The 24534-nt window shown below is 62.2% G+C and carries 28 protein-coding genes; 9 read left to right on the forward strand and 19 right to left on the reverse strand.

Features of this window, described 5'->3' with window-relative positions; all coding sequences use genetic code 11:
• Positions 1 to 51 precede the first annotated feature (51 nt).
• From ACP150_RS07340 to phaR, 4 genes are all read left to right on the forward strand, one after another.
• Positions 52 to 1866, forward strand: a complete 1815-nt coding sequence (locus ACP150_RS07340) for a PHA/PHB synthase family protein (RefSeq protein ID WP_424965919.1) — start codon at positions 52 to 54, stop codon at positions 1864 to 1866.
• A 128-nt stretch (positions 1867 to 1994) separates the two neighbouring features.
• On the forward strand, positions 1995 to 2441 hold the full coding sequence (locus ACP150_RS07345; protein WP_424965920.1) for a Phasin: 447 nt from the start codon (positions 1995 to 1997) through the stop codon (positions 2439 to 2441).
• A 205-nt stretch (positions 2442 to 2646) separates the two neighbouring features.
• Entirely contained in the window at positions 2647 to 3093 is a 447-nt protein-coding gene (locus ACP150_RS07350; RefSeq protein ID WP_424965921.1) for a phasin, PhaP, read from the forward strand.
• A gap of 125 nt (positions 3094 to 3218) precedes the next feature.
• On the forward strand, positions 3219 to 3779 hold the full coding sequence (gene phaR / locus ACP150_RS07355) for a polyhydroxyalkanoate synthesis repressor PhaR (RefSeq protein ID WP_424965922.1): 561 nt from the start codon (positions 3219 to 3221) through the stop codon (positions 3777 to 3779).
• Between the two features lie 65 nt (positions 3780 to 3844).
• On the opposite strand, the gene ACP150_RS07360 is transcribed toward phaR, so the two are convergent.
• From ACP150_RS07360 to ACP150_RS07415, 12 genes are all read right to left on the reverse strand, one after another.
• Positions 3845 to 5146, reverse strand: a complete 1302-nt coding sequence (locus ACP150_RS07360) for an FAD-binding oxidoreductase (RefSeq protein WP_424965923.1) — start codon at positions 5144 to 5146, stop codon at positions 3845 to 3847.
• Position 5147: 1 nt separating this feature from the next.
• A complete protein-coding gene (locus tag ACP150_RS07365) occupies positions 5148 to 6518 on the reverse strand; it encodes a glutamine synthetase family protein (protein WP_424965924.1) in 1371 nt (456 codons plus the stop codon).
• Positions 6499 to 7209, reverse strand: a complete 711-nt coding sequence (locus ACP150_RS07370; RefSeq protein WP_424965925.1) for a type 1 glutamine amidotransferase — start codon at positions 7207 to 7209, stop codon at positions 6499 to 6501. Before ACP150_RS07370 ends, ACP150_RS07365 begins: the two co-directional genes overlap by 20 nt.
• Before the next feature lie 68 nt (positions 7210 to 7277).
• Positions 7278 to 8084, reverse strand: a complete 807-nt coding sequence (locus ACP150_RS07375; protein ID WP_424965926.1) for an ABC transporter permease — start codon at positions 8082 to 8084, stop codon at positions 7278 to 7280.
• Positions 8081 to 8968 (reverse strand): ABC transporter permease, encoded by an 888-nt coding sequence (locus ACP150_RS07380; RefSeq protein WP_424965927.1) that lies wholly within the window; start codon positions 8966 to 8968, stop codon positions 8081 to 8083. Before ACP150_RS07380 ends, ACP150_RS07375 begins: the two co-directional genes overlap by 4 nt.
• 89 nt (positions 8969 to 9057) lie before the next feature.
• Positions 9058 to 9720, reverse strand: a complete 663-nt coding sequence (locus ACP150_RS07385) for a VPLPA-CTERM sorting domain-containing protein (RefSeq protein ID WP_424965928.1) — start codon at positions 9718 to 9720, stop codon at positions 9058 to 9060.
• A gap of 99 nt (positions 9721 to 9819) precedes the next feature.
• Positions 9820 to 10548, reverse strand: a complete 729-nt coding sequence (locus tag ACP150_RS07390; protein ID WP_424965929.1) for a transporter substrate-binding domain-containing protein — start codon at positions 10546 to 10548, stop codon at positions 9820 to 9822.
• A gap of 41 nt (positions 10549 to 10589) precedes the next feature.
• Positions 10590 to 11369 carry an ABC transporter ATP-binding protein gene (locus ACP150_RS07395; protein WP_424965930.1) on the reverse strand — a complete coding sequence of 260 codons (780 nt, stop codon included), beginning with the start codon at positions 11367 to 11369 and terminating at the stop codon, positions 10590 to 10592.
• A gap of 161 nt (positions 11370 to 11530) precedes the next feature.
• Positions 11531 to 11971: a TerB family tellurite resistance protein gene (locus tag ACP150_RS07400; protein ID WP_424965931.1), complete on the reverse strand. Its 441-nt coding sequence runs from the start codon at positions 11969 to 11971 to the stop codon at positions 11531 to 11533.
• Between the two features lie 78 nt (positions 11972 to 12049).
• On the reverse strand, positions 12050 to 12256 hold the full coding sequence (locus tag ACP150_RS07405; RefSeq protein WP_424965932.1) for a cold-shock protein: 207 nt from the start codon (positions 12254 to 12256) through the stop codon (positions 12050 to 12052).
• Positions 12257 to 12475: 219 nt separating this feature from the next.
• A complete protein-coding gene (locus ACP150_RS07410) occupies positions 12476 to 12868 on the reverse strand; it encodes a hypothetical protein (protein WP_424965933.1) in 393 nt (130 codons plus the stop codon).
• A gap of 111 nt (positions 12869 to 12979) precedes the next feature.
• The gene (locus ACP150_RS07415; RefSeq protein ID WP_424965934.1) at positions 12980 to 13108 is read right to left on the reverse strand and encodes an entericidin A/B family lipoprotein; all 129 of its coding nucleotides are present in this window, start codon (positions 13106 to 13108) and stop codon (positions 12980 to 12982) included.
• Between the two features lie 275 nt (positions 13109 to 13383).
• Here ACP150_RS07415 and ACP150_RS07420 point away from each other — a divergent pair, with 275 nt between their 5' ends.
• The gene (locus ACP150_RS07420) at positions 13384 to 13767 is read left to right on the forward strand and encodes a BrnA antitoxin family protein (RefSeq protein ID WP_424965935.1); all 384 of its coding nucleotides are present in this window, start codon (positions 13384 to 13386) and stop codon (positions 13765 to 13767) included.
• Positions 13768 to 14024: 257 nt separating this feature from the next.
• Here ACP150_RS07420 and ACP150_RS07425 read toward each other — a convergent pair whose 3' ends face one another.
• Genes ACP150_RS07425 through ettA form a run of 3 tightly spaced genes read right to left on the reverse strand, consistent with a single transcriptional unit; the run spans position 14025 to position 17471 of the window.
• Positions 14025 to 14477 carry a hypothetical protein gene (locus ACP150_RS07425; protein WP_424965936.1) on the reverse strand — a complete coding sequence of 151 codons (453 nt, stop codon included), beginning with the start codon at positions 14475 to 14477 and terminating at the stop codon, positions 14025 to 14027.
• An 18-nt stretch (positions 14478 to 14495) separates the two neighbouring features.
• Positions 14496 to 15812 (reverse strand): AAA family ATPase, encoded by a 1317-nt coding sequence (locus ACP150_RS07430; RefSeq protein WP_424965937.1) that lies wholly within the window; start codon positions 15810 to 15812, stop codon positions 14496 to 14498.
• 3 nt (positions 15813 to 15815) lie between these two features.
• Entirely contained in the window at positions 15816 to 17471 is a 1656-nt protein-coding gene (gene ettA / locus ACP150_RS07435) for an energy-dependent translational throttle protein EttA (protein WP_424965938.1), read from the reverse strand.
• Between the two features lie 363 nt (positions 17472 to 17834).
• On the opposite strand from ettA, the gene ACP150_RS07440 reads away from it, so the two are divergent.
• Together ACP150_RS07440 and ACP150_RS07445 are read left to right on the forward strand one after the other, a co-directional pair.
• The gene (locus ACP150_RS07440) at positions 17835 to 19049 is read left to right on the forward strand and encodes a CapA family protein (RefSeq protein ID WP_424965939.1); all 1215 of its coding nucleotides are present in this window, start codon (positions 17835 to 17837) and stop codon (positions 19047 to 19049) included.
• Positions 19050 to 19197: 148 nt separating this feature from the next.
• Positions 19198 to 19686 carry an MOSC domain-containing protein gene (locus ACP150_RS07445; protein WP_424965940.1) on the forward strand — a complete coding sequence of 163 codons (489 nt, stop codon included), beginning with the start codon at positions 19198 to 19200 and terminating at the stop codon, positions 19684 to 19686.
• Between the two features lie 56 nt (positions 19687 to 19742).
• Here the strand turns inward: ACP150_RS07445 and ACP150_RS07450 are convergent, their stop codons facing one another.
• Positions 19743 to 20294 (reverse strand): hypothetical protein, encoded by a 552-nt coding sequence (locus ACP150_RS07450; protein ID WP_424965941.1) that lies wholly within the window; start codon positions 20292 to 20294, stop codon positions 19743 to 19745.
• Between the two features lie 99 nt (positions 20295 to 20393).
• On the reverse strand, positions 20394 to 21329 hold the full coding sequence (locus ACP150_RS07455; protein ID WP_424965942.1) for a trypsin-like serine peptidase: 936 nt from the start codon (positions 21327 to 21329) through the stop codon (positions 20394 to 20396).
• Between the two features lie 98 nt (positions 21330 to 21427).
• Here ACP150_RS07455 and ACP150_RS07460 point away from each other — a divergent pair, with 98 nt between their 5' ends.
• A complete protein-coding gene (locus tag ACP150_RS07460) occupies positions 21428 to 22036 on the forward strand; it encodes a nicotinate-nucleotide adenylyltransferase (RefSeq protein WP_424965943.1) in 609 nt (202 codons plus the stop codon).
• A gap of 62 nt (positions 22037 to 22098) precedes the next feature.
• Here ACP150_RS07460 and ACP150_RS07465 read toward each other — a convergent pair whose 3' ends face one another.
• Both ACP150_RS07465 and ACP150_RS07470 read right to left on the reverse strand, forming a co-directional pair.
• Positions 22099 to 22287, reverse strand: a complete 189-nt coding sequence (locus ACP150_RS07465) for a PLD nuclease N-terminal domain-containing protein (protein ID WP_424965944.1) — start codon at positions 22285 to 22287, stop codon at positions 22099 to 22101.
• A gap of 101 nt (positions 22288 to 22388) precedes the next feature.
• Positions 22389 to 22811: a tellurite resistance TerB family protein gene (locus tag ACP150_RS07470; RefSeq protein WP_424965945.1), complete on the reverse strand. Its 423-nt coding sequence runs from the start codon at positions 22809 to 22811 to the stop codon at positions 22389 to 22391.
• Between the two features lie 115 nt (positions 22812 to 22926).
• Here ACP150_RS07470 and ACP150_RS07475 point away from each other — a divergent pair, with 115 nt between their 5' ends.
• Positions 22927 to 24516 carry a lysine--tRNA ligase gene (locus ACP150_RS07475; RefSeq protein WP_424965946.1) on the forward strand — a complete coding sequence of 530 codons (1590 nt, stop codon included), beginning with the start codon at positions 22927 to 22929 and terminating at the stop codon, positions 24514 to 24516.
• The last annotated feature ends 18 nt before the right edge of the window (positions 24517 to 24534 follow it).

Raw genomic sequence — 24534 nt, forward strand, 5'->3', positions numbered from 1 at the left:
GTGCAGGCGACGATAGTCTCAGGTCGCGGAACATACGGGGAAAGTGGTGGTATGACAACCGAGTCGAAGGAGCGCAGCGTCGCAGGCGAAGATATGGGCGAAAACTTAGAGAAATTGAATGCGAATGTTGCGAGAATGGAAGATCTTTCGCAACGATTGGTCCGAGCCATCTCTCAGCGTGAGTCCCATGATACCGGCCTTCAGGGGCCGGGAACGGACGTCTACATGAAGGCCGCATCGGCCTATGTGACGGAGGTTCTGAACAATCCGGCGAAGCTGATGGAGCACCAGGTCCAGTACTGGGGCAAGACATTGAAACACGTGGTGGAGGCGCAGCAAATGCTGGCCAAGGGCAAGCTTGCCGCCCCCCATGACGAGCACACGGGCGACCGGCGGTTCAAGAACCCGCTCTGGGACACCCATCCTTATTTTAACTTTGTAAAACAGCAGTATCTGATCTCTGCCGAGACCATCGAAAAGGCCGTGGCGGACCTTGATCATCTGGAGCCGAACGACAAGAAACGGGTGGAGTTCTTCTCCAAGCAGATCGTGGATCTGTTCTCGCCGGCGAACTTCCTGTCGACCAATCCGGACGCGCTGGAGAAGGCGGTCGAGACCAATGGCGAGTCCCTCGTCCGGGGCATGGAGAACCTGGTCCGCGACATAGAGTCCAATCACGGCGAGCATCTGGTGACCCTGTCGGATCCGGAGGCGTTCCATGTGGGTCAGGATCTCGCGACCACCGAAGGTTCGGTCGTCTTCCGAAACCGCATGTTCGAACTGATCCAGTACGCGCCCAAGACGGAGACGGTCTGCAAGACGCCGCTCATCCTCTTCCCGCCCTGGATCAACAAGTTCTACATCCTCGACCTGAAGCCCAAGAACTCGCTGATCAAATGGATCGTGGAGCAGGGCTATACCCTTTTCGTGGTGAGCTGGGTGAATCCGGATGACCGCTATGCGGATGTCAGCCTCGATACCTATGTCGAAGAGGGCTACCTGACGGCGATCGAGGAGGTGAAGAAGATCACCGGCGAGAAGCAGGTCAATGCAGTGGGGTATTGCATCGCCGGGACCACGCTGACCTCGGTGCTGGCCCTGATGAACAAGCGCGGCGACAAATCCGTGCGCTCGGCGACCTTCTTTACCACGCTCACGGATTTCGAGGATGCGGGCGAGATGGCCGTGTTCCTCGACGATGACTTCGTGGACGGGATCGAGCGCGAGGTGGCCAACAAGGGCTACCTGCACTCCTTCTTCATGTCCCGGACTTTCTCGTATCTGCGGGCCAATGACCTGGTCTATGGTCCCGCGATCCGCAGCTACATGATGGGGGAGGCGCCGCCTGCCTTCGACCTGCTGCATTGGAATGGCGATAGCACGAACCTTCCGGGCAAGATGGTGGTGCAGTATCTGCGCGACCTGTGCCAAGGCAACAAGCTCGCCAAGGGGGAGTTCGAGCTCTGCGGTGAAACCCTGTCCCTGTCGGATGTGAAAACCCCGGCCTATTCCATCGCCTGCGAGACCGATCATATCGCCCATTGGAAAGGGGCCTATGCCGGGTTCAAGCAGTTCGGCAGCCGTGACAAGACCTTCGTGGTCTCGGAATCCGGCCATATCGCCGGGATCGTGAACCCGCCGAGCAAGATGAAATACGGGCACTACACCAATGACGGCCCCATGGGCGAGGATGAGACCTGGCTGGCAGAGGCCGAGTTCCACGAGGGCTCCTGGTGGCCGCGCTGGTCGGATTGGCTCAAGCGGCGCTCCGGGGCACAGATCCCGGCGCGTGAACCGGGCGATGCGACTCACCCTGTTCTCGCTGCGGCGCCAGGGAATTACGTGGTTTCCACGCCAAGCGACTGATAATTCGCAATTTAAAAAATACTGCACCGCAGCAATCTGGACTTGATTTGCTGCGGTGCAGCACGTATATATCTTTCCAGACGCAGAAGACACCCGGCGGTCGGGTGGAAGCGCCGAGGAGAGAAACAATGGCTAAAGCTGAAGACTTCACCAAATACATGTCCGACCTGATGGCTTCGTTCCCGATGGACACATCCGCCATGACGGACGCCTTCAAGAACTCCGCCGCTCTGAGCGAGAAGCTGTCGAAAGTGGCTCTGGAAGCCGCTGACAAGTCGACCGAGATCTCCACCAAGTGGACCAAAGAGACCATCTCGAAGCTGGGCGACGTCACCGCCGCCAAGACCGAGCCGACCGACTACACCAAAGCGATGACCGATTTCGCCTCCGCACAGGCTGAAATGGCGTCCGAGAACATGGCTGCCTTCGCTGAAGTTGCCAAGAAAGTTCAGATGGAAACCGTCGAGCTGATGCTGGCCGCTGGCAAGGAAGTCCAGGAAGAGACCACCGCCGCTGTCAAGAAAGCAACTGCTGAAGCCACTTCCGCAGCCAAGAAAGTCGCTGCTGCAAAGTAAGCGCTTGTAACAGAACACCTTCCTCCTCCCAATCAGGTGTTCCGTTAGAAGGGGTGGGCCGCAAGGCTCACCTCTTTTTTTTTTATGGAGGCTGGGGCATAACGCTGCACTGCAGAAGAATCCTGTTGGAGGACCAAGCGGTCTTTCCGTACAGTCGTTGCGCGGTCTGTTAATGTCCTGCACGGACACATCTGAGGAAAAGAACATGGTCAAGAACGACGATTTCACCAAATACATCACGGACATGCTGGCGGCGTATAAAATGGATAACAGCGCCATGACCGGTGCGTTCAAGAATTCCGCCGAGCTGGCCGACAAGATGTCCCAAGTCGCTCTCGAAGCGGCGGAGCGCGCCAATGAAGTCTCCGCGCAATGGGCCAAGGACACGCTCAGCAAGATGGGCGACGTGACGACCTCCAAGTCGGATCCGGCCGACTACACCAAGGCGATGAGCGAGTTCGCCGCGGCGCAGGCAGAGATGTCCGCCGAGATGATGTCGGCCTATGCCGAAATCGCCAAGAAGGTGCAGATGGAGACGGTCGAGCTGATGATGGGCGCGACCAAGGACATGCAGGAGGAGATCGCCTCCGCAGTCAGCACGCCGAAACCGGCCGCCAAGAAAAAGGCCGCACCGCGCCGGAAGACCAAGTAAACGGTCGATTGTTTCCGGATCCGGGGCGCTGAACCGATCGCGCCCCGGGATTGGCTCACCCCCTCTTTCTTTTTCTGCAGCGCTGCCCTAAGCTTCGCTGCACCGCCAAAAGAAGGAGGGGTCTTGTGGCAGAAACTGATAAACCGCTGCTGATCAAGCGTTATGCGAGCCGGCGTCTCTATAACACCGAGACGAGTGACTACGTCACATTGGAAGATATCGCGCGGTTCATCCGGGATGGCCGTGAGGTCCAGATTGTCGACCTCAAGAGTGGTGACAACCTGACCCGCCAGTACCTGCTTCAAATCATTGCGGAACATGAGAGCCGCGGCGAGAATGTGCTGCCGATCTCCGTGCTGACGGATCTGGTCCGCAGCTATGCGGGGCAGTCCACATCCGTGGTGCCGCAGTTCCTCGCCGCGTCCTTCGAAATGCTGCGCGACAGCCAGGAGAAGATGATCAACAACCTCGGAGGGATGCCCAATCCCATGGCCGCCGTGCCCGGGTTCGATCAGATGCAGAAGCAGCAACGCGCCTTTCTGGAGACCATGATGGGGGGCTGGAAAACGCCCGGCACCGTGCCCGGCGCCGAGGGCGAGGAAGCTCCGACCGAGGAGACGTCGGATATTGACGATATCAAGCGCCAGCTCGCGGATCTGCAAAAGAAGCTCTCCGGCATGAGCTGATCCAAGGGGCTTTGCCCGATGCGAACAGGCCGCGTTTGCCCAGTGGGCCGGCGCGGCTTTTTTCGTCAGAGGGGCAGGCGATCGCTCAAGGCCGCCGCGCTCATCGCGCCAAAGAGGAGCGGACCGCGCAGGGCAGGCCCCCCGGGAAAGGCCCGGACCGGCAGCTCGGCGAAGCGCGCGAACCGTCGATCATCGCCATCGATGGCCTGCGCCATGGCGCGCCCGAGCCAGATCGACAAGGCCACGCCATGCCCGGAATACCCCCCCGCGCTCAGCACGCGCGGGCTGGGACGGGTGGCATAGGGCAGGCGGCTGCGGGTGATGCCCAGCGTGCCCCCCCAAGCGTAGTCGATCTCGACCTGCGCCAGTTGCGGAAAGATCTGTGCCAGCGGACGGCGCACCTTCGCCGCGATATCCTTCGGAAAGCGGTAGCTGTAACTCTCGCCACCGCCAAACAGCAGCCGGCGGTCCGGTGACAGGCGGAAATAGTTCACCACGAAGCGGCTGTCGGCAACCGCGTGGCGTTGCGGCAGGATCTCGTCCGCCAGATCGCCCAGTGGCGCGGTCGCGATCATATAGGAGTTGATCGGCATGACATGGGCGGCGGTGCGCGGGTCCAGCTCCCCCAGATAGCCATTCCCGGCGAGGACCACATGCTCGGCGGTGATATTGGCCTCCGCCGTGGCGATCTGCACATGGGGGCCGTCATCGGCGATCCCGGTAACGCGACTGCCCTCGCAAAGCTGCGCGCCCGCATTCTGCGCCTGCCTTGCAAGGCCAAGGACCAGCTTGAATGGGTTGAGATGGGCCGCACCGGGATCCAGAACGCCGCCGCAATAGGCCGGGCTGCCGGTCAGGGCCTGAACCTCGGAGCGATCCAGCGGGGTGGTGACATAGCCATAGCGGTCGGCCAGATGCGCGGCGCTGTCTTGGGCCGGGCCGATATCGCCGCTCCGTTCGGTGGCATAGATCACGCCGGGGGTCAGATCGCAGTCGATCCCTTCGGCCACGAGGCTGTCCACCAAGGCGCGTGCCTCCTGCGCGCTGTCCCAGAGAAACCGCGCAGGCTCCGCCCCGTAGCGGGCTTCGAGCACTTCCTGTTCGAGCCGTTGGCCCGAGCCCACCTGACCGCCATTGCGCCCCGAGGCGCCAAAACCGAAGCGCTGCGCCTCGAGCACCAGAACATCATAGCCGCGCCGCGCCAGATGCAGCGCCGCCGATAGGCCCGTATAGCCGCCGCCCACCACGCAGACATCCGTGTGCAGGTGGCCTTGCGCGCCGGGGAAGGGGGCGAGGGGCGGGGTGGTCTCGGCGTAGTAGCTCGGGGGGTAGGTCCCGGGGCTGTCATTGACGTCGAGCAGGTTCACCTCAGACGTTCAGAAGCAGATGCTCCCGCTCCCATGGTGAGATGACCTGCAGGAACTCGCCATATTCATGGCGTTTGACGATCTCGTAGACCCGGCAAAACTCTGGCCCGAGCACCTCGCGCAGCTCTCCGGCCTCGGCAAAGAGGTCCAGAGCCGCGCCCAGTTCGGGCGGCAAATCATCGGAGCCGGAATAGGCATCGCCGATATATTGCGGCTTGGGATCGGTCTGGGCCACAAGCCCGAGATAGCCGCAGGCCAGCGAGGCCGCGATCCCGAGATAGGGGTTGCAATCCATGCCCGCCAGCCGGTTCTCCACCCGCCGCGCCGCGGGGGTGGCCACGGGCACGCGCAGCCCGGCGGTCCGGTTGTCGCGCGCCCATTCGAGATTGATCGGTGCGGCATTGTCCGGGACATAGCGGCGGTAGCTGTTCACATAAGGCGCATAAAGCGGTACCACGCTGGCCAGATGCCGCTGCAGCCCGGCGATGAAATGCTGAAAGGCCGGGGTTTCAGAGCCGTCCTGGGCGGTGAAGATATTCGCACCAGTGACCGCGTCGATCACCGAATGGTGGATATGCATGGCCGAGCCCGGCTCGTCCTGGATCGGCTTGGCCATGAAGGTCGCGAAACAGTCATGGCGCAGGGCGGCTTCGCGGATCAGCCGTTTGAAATAGAACACCTCGTCGGCCAGCCGCAGCGGGTCGCCATGGCGCAGGTTGATCTCGATTTGCCCGGCGCCGCCCTCTTGGGTGATGCCATCAATCTCGAGCCCCTGCGCCTCGGCGAAATCATAGATGTCGTCGATCACTGGGCCGTATTCGTCCACGGCGGACATGGAATAGGCCTGCCGGGCGGCGGCCCGGCGCCCCGTGCGGCCCATGGGCGGCTGGATCGCAATGGCCGGGTCGACGTTGCGCGCGGTCAGGTAGAATTCCATCTCGGGGGCGACCACCGGGGTCCAGCCCCGCGCCTCATAGAGCCCGATCACCCGCTTGAGCACGTTGCGCGGCGCGACGGGCATGGGCGCACCGGTCTGATCCTCGATGTCGTGGATGATCTGCAGGGTCCAATCCGCGGTCCAGGGCGCGGGCATGGCCGTGCTCAGATCCGGTTTCAGCACCATGTCCGGCTCGGTGAACCCGTCCAGCGCAGCCTCGGCCCAGCTGCCGGTGATGGTCTGAAAGAAGATCGAGTTCGGCAGGAAGAAGGACATCTGCCGCGCGAACTTGCCCGCAGGCATCGCCTTGCCCCGCGCCACACCGGCGAGGTCCGAGACGATGCACTCCACCTCGTCCAGTCGTCTGCCATCAAGGTAGTCCCGTGCCGTCTCGGGGACGGCGGTGAGCATCCGCTCAAGCGGCGTTTCGGCCATGATCCGGGGTCCTGTCCAAATGGAAAAAGGCGGCAATCGCGTCGGCGATCTTTGCATTGTCCACCGGTTGATCCACTTGGAGCGCCGCCGTGTCAAGCTGGCTGGCGGGCACGTTGTCGATGGCCCGGCGCGAGGTGATCAGCGTGCTCAGCACCTCCGGCGTGAATTCCGGATGGGCCTGCACGCTCCAGGCGCGGGTGTCATAGACCAGCCCGGCATGGGCGCAGAAGGCGCTGGAGACGAAGGTCTCGGCGCTGGGCGGGGCCTCGACCACCTGATCGCGGTGCCAGGCGTTGAGATAGAGCGTACCGAGCGTCTCGGAATAATAGCCCTGCCGCCCCACGGCCCAGCCCCCGGCAAAGGGTTCGACCCGCCCGCCCAAGGCCTGGGCAATGACCTGGTGGCCGAAACAGATCCCGACCATCGGGATATGGGCGGCATAGGCGGCGCGGATGAACCGTTCCAGCGCCGGAATGAAATCGTGGCTTTCATAGGCCCCATGGCGCGAGCCGGAGACGAGCCAGCCCTGCTGATCGGTGGGGGCGCTGGGGAAGGCCATATTCTCGACATCATAGGTCGTGAACCGCATGCCCGCCCCTGCGAGAAGCTGCGGGTAAAGGGTCTCGTATCCGCCATGGCGAGACCGCACCTCCTCCGGAGGCTCACCGCATTGCAGAATGCCGATATCCATCGTGACCTAGTGTTTCCCTGCGTCAGCCTAGTCGCATTAATCCTAGTGCCGCAAGCGTGGTCGAAAGGTTAACGGATAAGCTGAGGCCGATATTTCAGTTTTGGGCGCTGTTGCGGGGCCAGATGCCGGTTGAGACGGCGGTTCACGAGGCCAAAGCCCATGATGACCGCGAGGGTCAGCAGGATGAAATAGAAGGCCACGATCGGGTAGGGGATGAACGGGTTGAAGGTCTTGGTGGCGAAATAATTCGCGTAGTAGAGCGCATCGCCCCGCTGTTGAAAGGCGGGAAAGCCCGCGAAGAAGACCAACGTCGTGGCGTGAAACAGAAAGATCGCCTCGTTCGTATAAGAGGGCCATGCCAGCCGCAGCATGGTCGGCCATGTCACCCGCCTGAACTTTGTCCAGCCGGCAAGGCCATAGGCATCCGCAGCCTCTAGATCGCCCTTGGGAACCGAGCGCAACGCGCCGTAGAAGATCTCGCCCGCATAGGCGGAGGTGTTGAAAAAGAGCACCACCAGCGCTCCGGCCCAGGCGGATGTGAAGGGGTCAAAGAAACCTGAGACGGATTTGAGTTGGATGAAGAAGAAATAGGCCAGAAAGAACTGGATGAAGAGCGGAGAGCCCCGGAACACGAAGATGAACCAATCCGCCGGGCGCTGGATCCACGGTTTGTCCGAGGCCTTGCCCATGGCCACCAGTGTGGCGAGGAAGAACCCCAGCGCCAGCGCGCAGGCCCCGAAATAGATGTTCCAGATCAGGCCTGAGCCGATCAGGGTGAACTGCTCGCACAGGGTGAAATCCGAGCGGGGCAGCAAACGCTCCCCATAGCCGATGGACCGAAACGCGTAGTCCTGAATGGTCTGCCAACAGCTCATGCCGGGGCCGCCTTGCGCTGAGCCTCACCGGCCATGGTCGCCTGTCCATGACTGAGCCGCTGCATCAGCTTGCCAAAGAGACGCTCCGAGATCGATGTCAGGAACAGGTAGAAGACCAGCAAGCCGAGGAAGTAATAGAGCCGCCAATCCCCGTGCGGGTAGTCGGTGAACCGCGCTGTCTTGGACCCGCCCAGCTCGCGCGCCCAATAGACGATATCCTCAACCCCCAGCAGGAACAGTAGCGGCGTCGCCTTCACCAGGATCTGCCACAGGTTCGACAGGCCGGGCAGAGCAAAGAGCCACATCTGCGGAACCATGACGCGCCAGAAGCTCTGGCGCCGGGTCATGCCATAGGCTTCGGCGGTCTCCATCTGAGCGCGGGGCACGGCCTGCATCGCGCCAAAGAGCACATTGGCCGCAAAGGCACCGAACACGATCGCAAAGGCCAGCACGGCCAGCGAGAAGCCATAGACCTCATGCACCCATTGCGGGCTGGTCGAGAGCGGCAGCTTGGCCTCGGCACAGACCACGAAATCGCTGCCTTGCCGGATGGCCTCGGTCCAGTCGGGGCATTTTGCGTGGTGTCGCAGGTATTCCAGCCCCTGATCCAGCGCGATCGGCACGAACAGGAAGAACGCGATATCGGGGATGCCGCGCACCATCGAGGTGTAGCCCTTCCCGATCCAGCGCAGGGGCGCGAGGGTGGACCGCGCCGCCACCGCGCCGCCGAACCCGAACAGCAGGGCCGCCGGGGCCGTCACCGCCAACAGGATCATGACCGTCCCGAAACTGGCGTAGAAGGCCATATGCTTTCCGGTGGTCAGGTAGCAGGACAGCCAGGTCAGTCCCGAGAGCGTCGACGGATCAGTGCAGTAGGAAAACATCAGGCCCCGTTTGTTCCGGGGCGCAAGGTGCCGCGCCCCGTCTGTCACGATGTTCCAGCTTGCGGGGGATTACAACAAATCCCGCAGGCCTAGCGCCGTTTTCTCCGCATGGCTGCGATCCCTGCCACTCCGCTGAGTAGAAGCAGACCGCCCGCGGGCAGGGGCACCGGTGTCGGGCTGGGGGCATTGCTGAGCAGGGTCGCCCCGGCGATCAACGCGTCGTCGAAGAGCACCTCGGCCAGACCGGTGTAGTTGTTTGAGCTTTGCACGGCCTCAACCTCGAAGAGGACACTGGTCACGTTGCTGACCACGGCATCGAAGGTGAAGGCCTGGGCTTTGTCCGTATCCGGCGACAGCGCGACATCGTCAAAGCTCTCGATCACCGTTGTGCCGTTCAGAAGCGTCAGGTCGAACAGCACCGGCTCGTAACCATCATTGCTGGAGATGACGTTGGAGCGGTGGTTCCAGATATAGATCCCGCCGAGATCGGACGGCCCGGCGAAGCTCCACTCGATCGAGGCATCTTCCGCTACGGTGTTGCGCGCCGTGGTCCAGTGATTGTTGACCGCGTAATCCGCATGACTCGCGCCCGGATCACCCGGCGCAGACAGCCCGGAGCCGTCGATCGTGTTCTCAGCAACATATTGCGAGCTGAATTCGCTCGAAGCGCTCGCGCCGGTGGCCGAAAATGTGGCGGCGTGGCCGGTCGTGGCCAAGATGGCGAACAGAACGCTGAGAATGACTTTTTTCATGATCTCTCTCCCTCAAAATCGTACTCCTGTTAACCAAATCAGCAAAAAGGGGCGCAACCTGTCAAGTTGCGCCCCCGAAACCGTTTCGATTGTTTCCGATCAGAACAGCGGTGAGCCCGGCAGCCATTTTTTGATCAGTTCGTTCAAGGATCCGTCCTCCTTCATGGACTGGATCGCCGCGTCGAGCTTGGCCTTGAGCTCGGGGTCGCTCTCGCGGACCCCGATCCCGATGCCGCCGCCGAGGGGGACGTCCTCGCCAATGAACATCAGCGTATCGGATTCCTCTGCGAAGGGAACGAGGAAGTCCTTATCCGCCAGCACCGCGTCCACTTCGCCGTTGGTGACGGCGGCAATGGTCTCGTCCGGAGTGGCAAATTCCAGCAGGGTCGCACCGGATTGCGCAACATGAGCGGCCTGGATCGTGCCGGTCTGCGCGGCAATCACAGCGCCCGAGAGGTCGAGATCCTCGGAGCTGCCGAGATAGGCGGAGGACACGGGCGGCACGTAGTTCTGGGTGAAGTCGATCACTTCATCCCGCTCGGCCGTGATCGACATGCCCGCGATAATCGTGTCGTAATTGCCCGAGACGAGGTTCGGGATGATCGAGTCCCAGTCATTGGTGACCCATTCGCAGGTCAGCTCGGCCCGTGCGCATACCTCGTCGCCAACCTCGCGTTCCAGACCGTCAACCTCACCGGCATCATTGATGAAGTTATACGGAGGATAGGCGCCCTCAGTGCCCATGCGGACGGTCGTGCCGTGGCCTGCTGCGAACGCCGCGCCTGCGGTGATCGCCAGCAAAGCTGTGCCGAGGAACAGGTTTCTCATGTGAAGTCTCCCCTTAGGTGGATGGGTTTTTACCCGGTGTGTCAGTGTGAAACGGTGGCGCTCAGAAACTGTTTGAGCCGCGCGGATTGTGGATTGCCAAAGAGCGCATCGGGCGGCCCTTCTTCCTCGATCAGACCCTGGTGGAGAAAGACCACATGGTCCGAGACATCGGCCGCGAGCCGCATGTCATGGGTCACGATGAGCATGGTGCGGCCCTCGACGGCCAGATCCTTGATGACCTTGACCACTTCCTGTTCCAGTTCCGGGTCGAGCGCCGAGGTCGGCTCGTCAAAGAGCAGCGCCTTGGGCTCCATCGCCAGGCCACGCGCAATCGCGGCGCGCTGTTGCTGCCCGCCCGACAGTTGGGCCGGATAGACCTCGCATTTGTCGCCGATCCCGACCTTGTCGAGCAGCATCCGGGCGCGGGCCTCGACCTCGGCCGGGTCCTGACCCAGCACGGTGACCGGGGCCTCCATCACGTTCTGCAGGATCGTCATGTGCGACCACAGGTTGAACTGCTGAAACACCATGGAGAGGTTCGTGCGGATGCGGATCACCTGTTTTTTGTCCGCCGGCTCCCGCGCGCCCCCGGTCCCGGCCCAGCTCACGGGCTCGCCGCAGAAATGCACCTCGCCCTGCTGGCTGTGTTCGAGCAGGTTGCAACACCGCAAAAGAGTGGACTTACCGGAGCCCGAAGACCCGATCAGCGACACCACATCCCCCCGTTCCGCCCGGATGCTGACCCCTTTGAGCACTTCGAGCGCCCCATAGGCCTTGTGTAGGTTCCGGATTTCAATCACGGGGGCTGTTGTGTCTGTCACGCCGCGCCTCTCTTCATAATTTGCAAAAGTAGGGCGAAGAACACGCCGGATTGCAAGCGGGCGCGGGGTCTGACGTACGGGAAAGCGATGGATTTCGATGCGAATGCTTCGATCATGGGCAATATTCTGCCCGGTCACGGGGATTGGCCCGCGCCTCTGAGCTAGCTCTTGGCTTCGACTCGCTGACGCGCCAGCGCGCTGTCGCGATCATTCACCCCGAGCAGGTTCGCAGTCAGCCGCAGGAGCGAGTTCTCTTCGGGATCGCGCACGCCATCGGCGAGAACCACGCCCCAGAGCGCCTCGATCACCTCGATCCGCTCTTCGTAGATCACGCCATCCTTTATGGCCCGGGTGAACCGGACCGTGTCGGGTGCCTGGGATTCGAGGGTTTCCGCATCGCCGCGCATCTTTGCGGCCTCAAAGGGTGACAGTCCGTGGCGCGTGGCGAGGATCTTGTCGATCCGCGCGATCTCGGCCTCGGCATAATCACCATCGGACCGGGCGATGCGCACCAGCAGGGCCGCCATGGCCAGCTTGGCATCCGGTTCCGGAAAGGGCTCGGTTGCGGGCGTCGTCAGACGTTTGAGCAGATCAGCAAACATGTGGGAGATATAGACCCGGGTCTCCCGGGAGAAAAGGGCGCGACATTGCTGCGCGCCCGGAACTTGGTGTGGGGTGGCTTACGCCAGAGCGAGGTTCGTCGCGCTCTCCCGGCCGTCACGGCCAGCTTCGATGTCGAAGGTCACCTTCTGGTTGTCCTTCAGGCCGGTCAGACCGGCGCGCTCGACTGCAGAGATATGCACGAACACATCCTTGCTCGCCCCATCGGGTGCGATAAAGCCGTAGCCCTTCGTTTCATTGAACCATTTCACGGTGCCAGTGGCCATCCGCTTGTCTCCTCAAAGAATGCTGCCCGCGGATCTGCGGCAGCCTCGGCGTCATGTCGTGCAGGTCGAAACTGAAGCCGGTAGGGAGACAGTGGGTCGAGTGCGCCTCATTCGCCCACGACATGTGTGGCTGCGCGGGGCAAAAGGCAAGGCGAATTCCTGCGCATTTCACGCTTTTGGCGACCTATTTTTGGGCTTTTTGGCTGTTTTTGACCCGCGTTAAGCGCGGGCAGGGCGGTGGGGGCGCAGGAGGGCGGGGAGGGTGGCGAGGGTGAGGGCGGCTCCGGCGGCCAGGGCGATCCAGCCGAAATACCACATCTGACCGGCCAGCGCGTCCTCGGCATAGGAGGCGGCGAAGGCGATCCGTCCATGGGTGGCCGCCCAGAACGCCGCCCCGCTCAGGGCCAGCCCGGTCAGCGCGCCGATCCCGGGGCGGGCGCGCAGGGTGGCCAGCAGAGCAAGGACAAGGCCAAGCGGTGCGCCGATCCAGAGCACCTGCGTGGCCCAGAAGGGATGCGCGCCAAGCGTGCGGGGCAGGCCGATCTGATTGGCAAGGGCGAGCAGGGCCACGGCCAGCGCAGTCCCGATCAGGGCGGAAGAAAAGCGAGACATATCAGGGTCCTTCATGGTGATGGACCCCATATGGGGCGGGCGCGTCCCCCGCGCCCGTTTATGTCGCGATGCTGGCGCGCATGTGAGGGTGCGTGCGTTTGGTGTGAGCGTTTACTGCGCGGCTTCGGCGATGGCGTCGCCTGCGTCGGAGAGGTCTTCGCCCACGCCCTCGACGGTGTTGCACGCGGCCAGAAGGAAGGGTGCGGTGAGCAGGATGGCGAGGAAGGGTTTGATCTTCATGGATTCTTCTCCGAGTTGGTGTTGGCCATATTTAGGCGTGGTTTTGCAGGAGGGGCAAGGGCTGGCCGTTGAGCATTGGGGCGCTGCGGGTGCCCCTAGGGTCTGACCCCCCTGTCGGCGGGGTGTCGGCCCCCTGTCGGACATGTGTCGGGCAAGTGTCGGGCACGGGCGCGCGGTGGTCTCAGGCCCTGTTAACCGCTCTGCGGCATGGTTTTCGCCCAGATCCCCCGCGGCGCCCGCCCCGCATCCCTGCCATCCGGCCCGGAGACCACGCCATGCCGACCCTGCCTCCCCACCCGCTCTGGCACGATGCCAAGGGCGAAACCCGGACCCAGCGCCTCGCGCGGGAACGGCTGACCCTGTCGCTCTATGGGCTGTCACGGGATGATGACTGGCTGGGCGAGATCCAGCGGCTGGTGCCGGAGGCGTGGCACACGCTGGAAGCGGATGTGCCGGTCTACGAGAAAAAGGAGAAGATCACCCTGCGGCTCGATACGAGCGTCGCGCAGTTCTTCCGCGCCATGGGGCCGGGATACCAGACACGGATCAACCGGCTGCTGGCGACCTATGCCCAGATGCGGATCGCGGAGGTCTATAAACAGGAGCGCTTCGCCCGGAGCCGCAAGGAAACCCTCGGGATCAGGTTGCCGGGGGAGTGAGCGCCGAGCCGCCGGAGGCGGTGAAAGGTCCAGTGGACCTTTCAAGGCGCGAACGCGCGGAGCGCAAGCCGAGCCATCGCTGGCGGAACGTCCAGTGGAGGCTCCGAGGTCCGAACGCGCGGAGCTCCATGGGCGGGTTCAGCCAGAGGTCGGCAAAAGGGCTGACTACACTTTCGAACCAAGGATTACACGATAGCGACTGGCGAGGTAGCGTTTGAATTGCGATTAAACCGAAAGAGCTAATCTTCAGCTAACGGCTAAAGACTATTTGACTTCTTTAAGCTGAGATAGGTCTTCTCATCAGAAATAACTCGGATACTTGGGCAATAATTGTGCCCAATCTCCTTCCTAAGCAGGTCGGCGCATAAACTCAGGCGATGATCCTTCGTGATTACGTTCGAGCACTTCGTAACCGCGCATAGCGCAAGAATATGCAGATCATCGCATTCAGTTGGCATGGCGCCGATTCTCGCCATTGTTCTCTCTCGTATTTCAGTTTCTCGCTTGTCGACTACACTTTTATCAATACTTTTAAGGCGCCCACGGTCTTTTAGCTGATTGAGAAGCACAAGAAAGCTCTCCTTCTTAATCACTTGCCCACTCATAGTCGAGCCACCGAACATCACCACCCAACCATTCAACTTGTAGACATCCTTAAAAAAAACTTGTGATATATTCCTTCTGTCCATCCACCACGTCAATGCAAACATCAAGAACAAATGATGGCATTACAAGCTCTCAAACTTGGCAAGTGCTTCCTTCACAAAGAATTCGCGATACTCTTCGGGCATTTCTTCCGTCAAGCCATCCTGAGAAATCGTGATCGTCTCAAATATCGGTCGGTCGGCACCTTCTGGCTTATAGAAGAAAAGTATTTGAGCTTTGTGATTAGACTTGTTGATAGCTCGCTCCATCCTAAATCGATCAATTATGAAGTCGCTGTGAGTTTCGATAACGAACGTCACGCCTCTCTCTGAAATCTTCGGGAGGAGGCTTCCGAAAGCGGCTTGCGCTTTAGGATGAAGATGTACTTCAGGCTGTTGTATTAAAAAGGTACGATCACCGTTCGAGCTTACTGTATCTGTTACAATTGGAATGATCTGCCCTAGACCATACCCAAGTTCGTTAGAATAGAACTCTGTATTATATTTCTTATATAATATGCTGAACGCAGATCCTTGCTTCCCACCTCGTAGCGGTTGAACCCTAATGTCATCGAACAGCCCACTAGCCTTTCCAAAAGCTTTAATTGCATCGAGGGATGCGGCCTTCTTATCAGAAAGGCTTTTCAACCTAAAAGGATAATGACTTCCGCTCGGATCAAAATCTTTCTCAGTTGATCCAAAGAATAGTCGCTCTGCTTCTCCCCGGATTGGTCCATATCGGAGAATTCTCAGTGGTTGCCCTTCCACAGCGGCAAACGCTCTCAACTTTCTTGAGCCTTGATAGTTTTTTGCAAGTTGGAATCGCGATTGCATTGTCGCCTGAAACCAGTCTTGATAGTCTGGTGCAGGGCCTTCAGGGCCAAGCTCCAAAAGCTTTGTGTACCCTCTGCCCGAGTCATGATGTGCTTCATCGGCTAATGCACATGCGTCACTTAGGTTCGGATCCTCACTGTCTAAGTCAAATCTTTTCGAGAAGTAAGTCCTTCCCCGAAGTTGTGTTTTAAACGCAGATCTTCGGTCGAAGATAGTAACAGTCTCCAGTTCTAGTTCGTCACTCTTTTTCTTGTAAGAAGCAATCTTACCAGCAAACTGAATTCCATCGTCCTCAGTCTCAACTTTTCCAACATATCCAACCTTAATGGTTTTATTGTTACCATAGCGAGTGATTATGTCCTCCGGATCATCTAATCCGTCCACACTGCCAAGTATTTTATTTGTGAGTGCAAAATTCGCAGAGTCCAGTACCGAGAGCAGATCCAGAAAGCTGGTTTTCCCTGCAGAGTTTTCACCAACTATAAAATTGACGGGTTGAATTAGTTTCCAGCCGTTTGGAACTCCTTTGAAGTTTTCCGACTGTACGGCGAACTCAGAGTATATCATGTTTCACCTCGTAAATTTCTTATACTTCACCCGCTTGGGCTCCAGAGCATCAGGCCCGAGCCTCCGGGCCTTGTCCTCTTCATAGGCCTCGAAGTTGCCCTCGAACCATTCCACATGGGCGTCCCCCTCAAAAGCCAAAATATGCGTGCAGAGGCGGTCGAGGAAGAAGCGGTCGTGGCTGATGATCACGGCGCAGCCGGCGAAATCCTCGAGCGCGTCTTCGAGGGCGCGGAGGGTTTCGACGTCGAGATCGTTGGTGGGCTCGTCGAGGAGCAGCACGTTGCCGCCGGATTTCAGCAGTTTCGCCATATGGACGCGGTTGCGTTCGCCGCCCGACAGGAGCCCGACCTTTTTCTGCTGGTCGCCGCCCTTGAAGTTGAAGGCCGAGCAATAGGCGCGGGAGTTCATCTGGGCGTCGCCGAGCTGGATGATCTCGCCGCCGTCGGAGATTTCCTCCCAGACGGTTTTGCCGGCGTCGAGCGCGTCGCGGGACTGGTCGACATAGGAGAGCTCGACCGTGTCGCCGTAGCTGAGGCTGCCGCCATCGGGCTCTTCCTGGCCGGTGAGCATGCGGAAGAGGGTGGATTTGCCCGCCCCGTTCGGGCCGATCACGCCGACGATGCCGCCGGGGGGGAGGGAGAAGGAGAGGTCCTCGATCAGGAGCTTGTCGCCATAGGCCTTGGAGAGGCCGTCGATCTCGATCACCTTCTGGCCGAGGCGGGGGCCGTTGGGGATGATGATCTGGGCGCGGCTGAGTTTCTCGCGTTCGGACTGGCCGGCGAGTTCTTCATAGGCGTTGATCCGGGCTTTCTGCTTGGCCTGGCGGGCCTTGGCGCCGGCGCGGATCCATTCGAGTTCGCGTTCGAGGGTTTTCTGGCGGGATTTGTCTTCCTTGGCTTCGCGTTCGAGGCGTTTGGCCTTCTGTTCGAGCCAGGCGGAGTAGTTGCCCTCATAGGGGATGCCGCGGCCGCGGTCGAGCTCGAGGATCCAGCCGGTGATGTCGTCGAGGAAGTAGCGGTCGTGGGTGACGATCAGGATGGTGCCCTTGTACTCGATCAGGTGCTTTTGCAGCCAGGCGATGGTCTCGGCATCCAGGTGGTTGGTCGGTTCGTCCAGCAGCAGCATGTCGGGCGCTTCGAGCAGCAGTTTGCAGAGGGCCACGCGGCGGCGTTCCCCGCCCGACAGGTTCTCGGGCATGGCCTCGTCGGGGGGGCAACGCAGGGCCTCCATGGAGACGTCGATCTGGGCGTCGAGATCCCAGAGGTTCTGGGCGTCGATCTCGTCCTGCAGGGTCGCCATCTCTTCGGCGGTCTCGTCGGAATAGTTCATGGCCAGCTCGTTATAGCGGTCGAGGATGGCCTTCTTCTCGGCCACGCCGAGCATCACGTTCTCGCGGACGGTGAGGGTCTCGTCGAGCTGCGGCTCCTGGGGCAGATAGCCGACCTTGGCGCCCTCGGCGGCCCAGGCCTCGCCGGAGAAGTCCTTGTCGAGCCCGGCCATGATCTTCATCAAGGTGGATTTACCCGCGCCATTGACGCCCACGACGCCGATCTTGACGCCCGGCAGGAAGGACAAGCGGATGTTCTCGAAGCATTTCTTGCCGCCGGGATAGGTCTTGGAGACGCCATCCATGTGGTAGACGTATTGATAGGCTGCCATGGGTCACTCCGCCCTGAAGGTTCCGGTTTTCCCGGGTTCTATCCAGTCTCGGCGGGCGGGGCAATGGAGGGTGATTGCGCGGTGATCGGGGGCGGCTTTGCCTCTGGGCGGCCCTCTCCATCGCGGGGGCGTTCCTCAGCCGAACCACGCATGGCCGCGCCGTAACAGAAAGGGCGCGAAACGGCCCTGAGCGCGGGCGGCCCCCTTGTGGTGCCGCGGCTTTGGTCCGCGCGCCCGGTCGGTGGTCTGGCTTTGTGGTTGCGTCTGTGTTTCGATCCGCCGGATGCTGGGCGGTGACGTGGGGTCCAGCGTTTCGAGGGGCGCGCGCCCGCCCTGATCAACCGGACGAGGAAAAACTCCGATATGTCGCTGATCCCGAACACGCCCTATGAGGTCCTGCGATTTACAAACCCTGTTTTGAAACCGGTCGTGCCTGTCTTGCTTTGGGCTGCGGAAAAGCTCGGGCTCTGGAAAACCCCAAGACCAGGCTCTGCCAGTGACATCACCCAAATGGGGGTGTTGGATAACCTCTACTGGGTCTTCAAGAGCAAGAACCTCGTGCGGCTCCCGGATCCGGAGCTGGACACCTCCGAATTCATGACCTCCGATCAGGCGCAGATTTCATTGGCCGATGGCGATGGGGCGCAAACCGTCACGCTGAGCTTCGTCGGCGATATCCTGCGATGTCACCGGGCCGATGTGGCGCGGGATGAGGTCTATGCCGAGGTGGCGGATCTTTGGTTCCGGAGCGATCTCAGCATTGCCAATTACGAGTCGCCCGTCACAACGCAGCCTTTGGTGGACGAGGTCATCGGGGATGCGGGGCCGCCCACGGAATGTGCGTCCGAGGCGCAGTTCGATGCGCTGACCAGCTATGGAGGGCGGCCATTCGACGTTCTGAACCTTGCCAATAATCACATTCTGGATATGGGTGCCGAAGGGGTAGAGACCACGTTATCTGCCATTGAAGCGCGCGGCATTCTGCAGGTCGGCATCCAGGAGGACCGGGCGGATCCGACGCGTATCAAGACATTGGACCGGAACGGCATCAGGGTCGGATTTGCGACCTGCACCTTCGGGACCAACGGGCATTCCCTGCCAAAGGACAGCGCGCGGGCCGTGTTGGTCGCAAACCTGTCCTCCAAACACGAAGCGCCGGACACGGGCTTGCTTAAGCAGCAAATCCGCGAGGCGAAGCAATCGGGCTGTGATGTGATCGTGGCGATGATCCATTGGGGATACGAGTTCGAGATGTTTCCCCGGCGCGCGCAGCAGGAGGCCGCGCAGGACCTGGCGGATTGCGGCGCCGATTTGATCGTGTGCCACCACCCGCATGTGGCGCAGCCGGTGCAGCTTTACCGAACACGGGACGGGGATCGTATCGTTCCGATCGCCTATTCGCTCGGCAGCCTGCTCTGGGGGTTCGGGCATGAGGCCATCGCGCGCTCGCTGGTTCTGAGGGTTGCGGTGCAAAAGACGTCGGATCGGACCAGGCTCACGGAGCTTGAGATCGTTCCGGTGCGTGCGCGGGCCTATGAGGTAAACGGGCAGGTGTTTCAGAAGGTCGAGAGAGTTTAGGGGGCGCGCATGGGTATCAGGGTCATCGGTCTCTATCGGCGCAGAACCGGCGGTGCTGGGCCGCTCCTTTCCGGTCGGGACGTGCTCGGACCCGCGCAGCTCCATGGTTGCATTGCTCGGGGACGCCAGAGCGGACTGGGAGGCGGCCATGTCTGAGCTTCGCGACATGATGGCCCGGCGGGCGCAGGCGGGGCGGTTGGACTGGATCGGTCTGCGACCTGCGCGGCGGGTCGGGATGGTGCCGGTGGAGGCGGTCGAGGTGACGGGCTCCGGTCTGGACGGGGACCGCGCGAAGCCCGGCAAGCGGGCGGTGACCCTCATTCAGGCCGAGCATCTGCCGGCGATTGGGGCCTATCTGGGGCGCGCTCCGGTGCCGCCGGACCTGCTGCGCCGGAACCTGGTGATTTCGGGTTTGAACCTGCTCTCGCTGCGGGATCGGGATCTGCGGATCGGTGCGACGGTTGTCCTGCGGATCAAGGGGATCTGCGCGCCCTGTTCCCGGATGGAGGAGGTGTTCGGCCATGGCGGCTATGCGGCCGTGCGCGGGCATGGCGGCATGGTGGCCGAAGTGCTGGCGCCGGGGCGGATTGCGCTTGGGGACGGGGTCGATGTGGTGCCTGCGGCCCAGTCGGGCTGAGGCCTGCGCCTCAGGCCCGGTGCTCAGCCCGGCCCGACCCCGGGGCCGCCGCGCGCTCAGGCGCGTTGCGCGCGCCTGCGGGTGACCCAGCCGAGCCCGCCGAGCGCCAGAACGCCCAGAGGCAGGGTCGCGGGCAGCGGGATGGCCTCGACCGGGACCTCTTCGAAGCTGACGCATCCGTTGCAGAAGATGAACTGGGAGCTTCCGGGGTTGGCCACAAGGAAGGTGTTGTTCGTCGAGCCGCGGACTTCGCCAGCGCCACTGGAGAGGATGAAGCCGAATTCGAGCACCTCATTGGCGTCGTCGATCTGGATTCTGTCCAGAAGGGAGTTCGGCTCCACATCCGCGAGGGACCAGGATTGGGTGCCCGTCGTCAGGGTAAAGGACAGCAGAACGGGTTGCAGGTCGTACGTCCCGGCGCCCGAGAAGCTGGAATCGTCGAAGGTGAAACTGCCGCTGACGCTGTCACCGGTGGACAATCCGAAGGGCGCGCTGCGTGCGGATTGGCCGAGGGGATCGGCGGTGAAATTGATCTGGCGTGTTGCGGCTGATGCGGCGGTTGCCGCCATGAGCAGACAGGTCGTCGTAGCGAGAAGGACGGGTTTCACCGGGGTCTCCTGAGTAACGGGCTGGGCCTTTTTGCAAATTTCATAAAAGTTTAGTGTCTGCAAGAGGCTATGATGTCCGCGACATTCGGTGGGTCCGGGCTATTGCGGGGGTGCTGCGAGCGGGGTCAGTTCGGGCCAGATCCGGACGGCATCGGGTGCATGGTGGGAGATCCAGAGGCCCAGATCCGTGGAATCCGTGTCCGGCACCTGTTTGCGCCATGTGGGCGTATAGGTGCCGTGGCGGCGCGGGACGCGCAGGTCTCGGGCGCCACAGGCCGCGCGGTCGGGGATGCCACTTGCGAACAGGACGGCAATCACATGCTCCTCGGGGCCGTCCGGACCTTCGAGCTTGGCCAGCAGGGGGCTGCCGCTGTCGCCGGTGAGGATCCGCTCGCCATTCGGGCGAACCGGGGGGAGGGCCACGAGGTTGCAGCGGGTCTTGCTGAAGCCGCGCACCGGGCCGGTCTGGCGTTTGGCGCCTGCCTCGGGGCCGCCTTTGGGCGCGCCCCAGCCGGCATGGCGCAGGGTCATGTCGCGCCAGGGCGGGGCGACCTGGCGGTGCGGGGCGAGGATCAGCACGGGCAGGGGGCGGGCCACGGCCTCGGGCACGTCATGGGCGAGCCGCAAGAGCGCCATGTCGGCGCAACGCGGCAAGCTGTAGGCCTCGGCGCGCATGGAGATCCGCCGCGCCCCGCTATCGGCACCGAAGCGCGCGGTGGGCGCGGCGCGGGCCTCGAACGCGGTCCATTCGAACGGGTTCTCGTGTGGGGATTTGGCGAGGCTGTGCTGATGGGGCAGGGCGAGGCAGCGGTCCCGGGGCGGTGTCGCCGGGGCCTCGGCCCGCAGACCCGCGGGGATGCAATGGGCGGCGGTGAGGATCACCCGGGGCGTGATCAGCGTCCCCGTGCAGCGGCCCAGCGAGACCACCGCATTGCGCAGGGCTGTATCGCGGTCATTCTGGACCTGGGCTGTGGCGGGCGCGCAGAGCAGGAGCGCGGCGAAGCTGCTGACAAGGGCCGATCTTAACCAATTCATGATTTCAAGTTTAGGCTGTCTTGCGGCGCGGTCCAGACAGTTGAATTGACTTCGCCGAGATCAGGCCGCAAGAAACCCATCGGCAAAAGGAGAGCCAGATGCGGTCAGGGCAGCCCTGGGCCGGGCGGGGTCAGGTCGTGGGATTGCTGGGCGGATCCTTTGACCCGGCGCACGAGGGTCATGTGCATATCACCGAAGAGGCGCTGCGGCGGTTCGGGCTGGATCGGGTCTGGTGGCTGGTGAGCCCGGGCAATCCGCTCAAGCCCGATGCGCCTGCGGCCCTTGAGGCGCGGATGGCCCGGGCGCGGGCGATCATGGATCACCCGGCGGTGACGGTCACCGATCTCGAGGCGCAGCTGGGGACGCGCTACACCGCCGAAACGCTGACCGCCCTGAGGCGGCACGCGCCGGGGCAGCGGTTCGTCTGGCTGATGGGGGCGGATAATCTCGCGCAGTTTCACCGCTGGGAGCGTTGGCGCGATATTCTGGCCCAGGTCCCCGTGGGGGTTCTGGCGCGGCCCGGGCAGCGGCTGGCGGGTCTGACCTCGCCCGCGGCGCGGTACATGGCCCATGCCAGGTTGCGCGGGAATGAGATGCACCGTCTGGGCCGGACCGAGGCCCCGGCCTGGGCCTTTGCCACGATCCCGATGCTGCGGGCCTCGTCGAGCGCGATCCGTGCCGCGGGCGACTGGACCGCGCGCCGCTGACCCGCGCAAGAAAAACGCCGCGACAGGGCGCGGCGTTTTCCGGTTCGTCAAGGGAGTGTCGGTCAGATGCGGGCCGAAGCGCCGCCCTTGGGACCGGCCACCAGCCAGGCGATGAAGCCCAGAACCGGCAGCAGCACGATCACGACCGTCCAGATGACCTTTTCAAGCGTCGATGCGCCGCTCGTCAGCACGCGGTAGATCGCATAGATGTCCGCGATCAGGATCAGAAGCCCGATGATACCATATTCCATGTCATATTCCTTTGATGCGAAGTGTCTTGTTCTGGACACTCAACCATCAAGGGCCGAATTGGTTCCATCGGACGGATCGTGGGGTTCGTCGCCGGGCCCGGTCAGTCGAGGGTGCGGTGACGCGCGCTGGCGCCCCGCTCGATCGCGGCGGCACTGAGCCGGTCGATATTCAGCTCGAACCGGATCTCTTCGAGAAAGCGCAATTCGGGCTCGTCAAGCTGGCCATCGGCGGCGGCCACATCGCAGGCCAGGGCATAGGCGGTCTCGTTCAGCTCGGCGGGCAGCGCGTCGCGCAGCAGGCCAAACAGCGCGTCGAGGCCATCCTCCTCCTCAAAGAGGTCGAAGACCAATCGGGTCAGGACCGGCGTGCGATCGGCGTCGAAGGCCGCAAAGATCGGCAGATGGTTGATGATCTGGGTGATCTTCACCAGTTCCGAGGTCTGGATGTCCTCATTCGAGGCGGAGGCGGCGACCATGAGCGCGACAAGGGCGTCTTGTGGGCTGAGAAGCGGGTTCGCGGTCATCTGTCTGTGTCCTTTCGCAGAGCTTAGGGGCTAGATATTGACCCGAGGCCGCGCCCGCAATAGGCAGCGCGGGTCCGGGCGCTCGAATGCCCGCCAAGCAAGGAACCCGATCCCCATGTCCGCTCACTCCTCTGACACCCGCGATCTTGCCATGTCTTCCAAGGCCTGGCCGTTCGAAGAGGCGCGGCGGCTGCTCAAACGCTATGCCAAGGGCGCGCCGGAGAAGGGCTATGTGCTTTTCCAGACAGGGTATGGGCCCAGCGGTCTGCCGCATATCGGCACCTTTGGCGAGGTGGCGCGCACGACCATGGTGCGCCGCGCCTTCGAGGTGCTGTCGGACATCCCGACAAAGCTGATCTGTTTCTCGGACGACATGGACGGGTTCCGCAAGGTACCCGGCAATGTGCCCATGCAGGAAGAACTGGCGCAGGATCTGAACCTGCCGCTGACCAAGGTGCGCGATCCGTTCGGCACCCATGCCGGGTTCGCGCAGCACAACAATGCGCGGCTGTGCGAGTTTCTCGACAGCTTCGGGTTCGAGTACGAGTTTGCCAGCGCCACCGAGTATTACACCGCCGGCAAGTTCGATGAGATGCTGATGGTCGCGCTGGAGCGGTTTGACGACATCCAGAAGATCATGCTGCCGACGCTGGGCGCGGATCGTCAGGCAACCTATTCCTGTTTCCTGCCGGTCTCGCCCAAGACGGGCCATGTGTTGCAGGTTCCGACGCTGGAGCGGAATGTGGCCAAGGGCACCATCGTCTATGAAGAACCCGATGGCGAGCGGGTCGAGATCCCGGTGACGGGCGGCAATGTCAAGATGCAGTGGAAGCCCGATTGGGCCATGCGCTGGGCCGCCTTGGGCGTGGATTACGAGATGTCCGGCAAGGACCTGATCGACAGTGTCACGCAATCGAGCAAGATCTGCCGCGCGCTGGGCAAGCGCCCGCCGGAGAGCTTGTCTTACGAGCTGTTCAATGACGAGCAGGGGCAGAAGATCTCGAAATCCAAGGGCAATGGGCTCTCCATGGAGGAGTGGCTGACCTATGCCGCCCCCGAGAGCCTGCAGTATTTCATGTACCAGAAGCCGAAGACCGCCAAGCGGCTTTACTTCGACGTGATCCCCAAGGCGGTGGATGAATACCACCAGCAATTGCGCGGCTATCCGGGCCAAGAGCCCAAGGCGCAGCTGAACAACCCGGTGTTTCACATCCATGGCGCGGATGTGCCGGCCTCGAACCTCGATGTGCCGTTTGCGATGCTGTTGAACCTCGCGAGCGTGGCCTCGGCGGAGGATAAGGGGACGCTCTGGGGCTTCATCCAGCGCTATGCGCCGGAGGCTTCGGCCGAGACCCATCCGGATCTGGATGCGGCGGCGGGCTTTGCGGTGCGCTATTACAATGACTTCGTGAAGCCCACGAAATCCTACCGCGCCCCCACGGATCTGGAGCGCGAGGCACTGGAGGATCTGCGCGACCGGCTCAAGGCCTGGGATGGCGGGCTCGATGCCGAGGCCCTGCAATCGGAGGTCTTTGCCTGCGGGCGCGAGCGGTTCGATCCGCTGCGCGGCTGGTTCACGGCGCTTTACGAGGTGCTGCTGGGGGCGTCGCAGGGGCCGCGCTTTGGCGGGTTCATCGCGCTTTACGGCGTGGACGAGACCGTCGCCCTGATCGAGGCGGCGCTGGCCGGTGAGTTGACCGGATAAGGGCCGGGCCTAGGTTTT

Origin of the sequence: Dinoroseobacter sp. S375, assembly GCF_049800775.1 — a bacterium.
Classification (GTDB): domain Bacteria; phylum Pseudomonadota; class Alphaproteobacteria; order Rhodobacterales; family Rhodobacteraceae; genus Dinoroseobacter.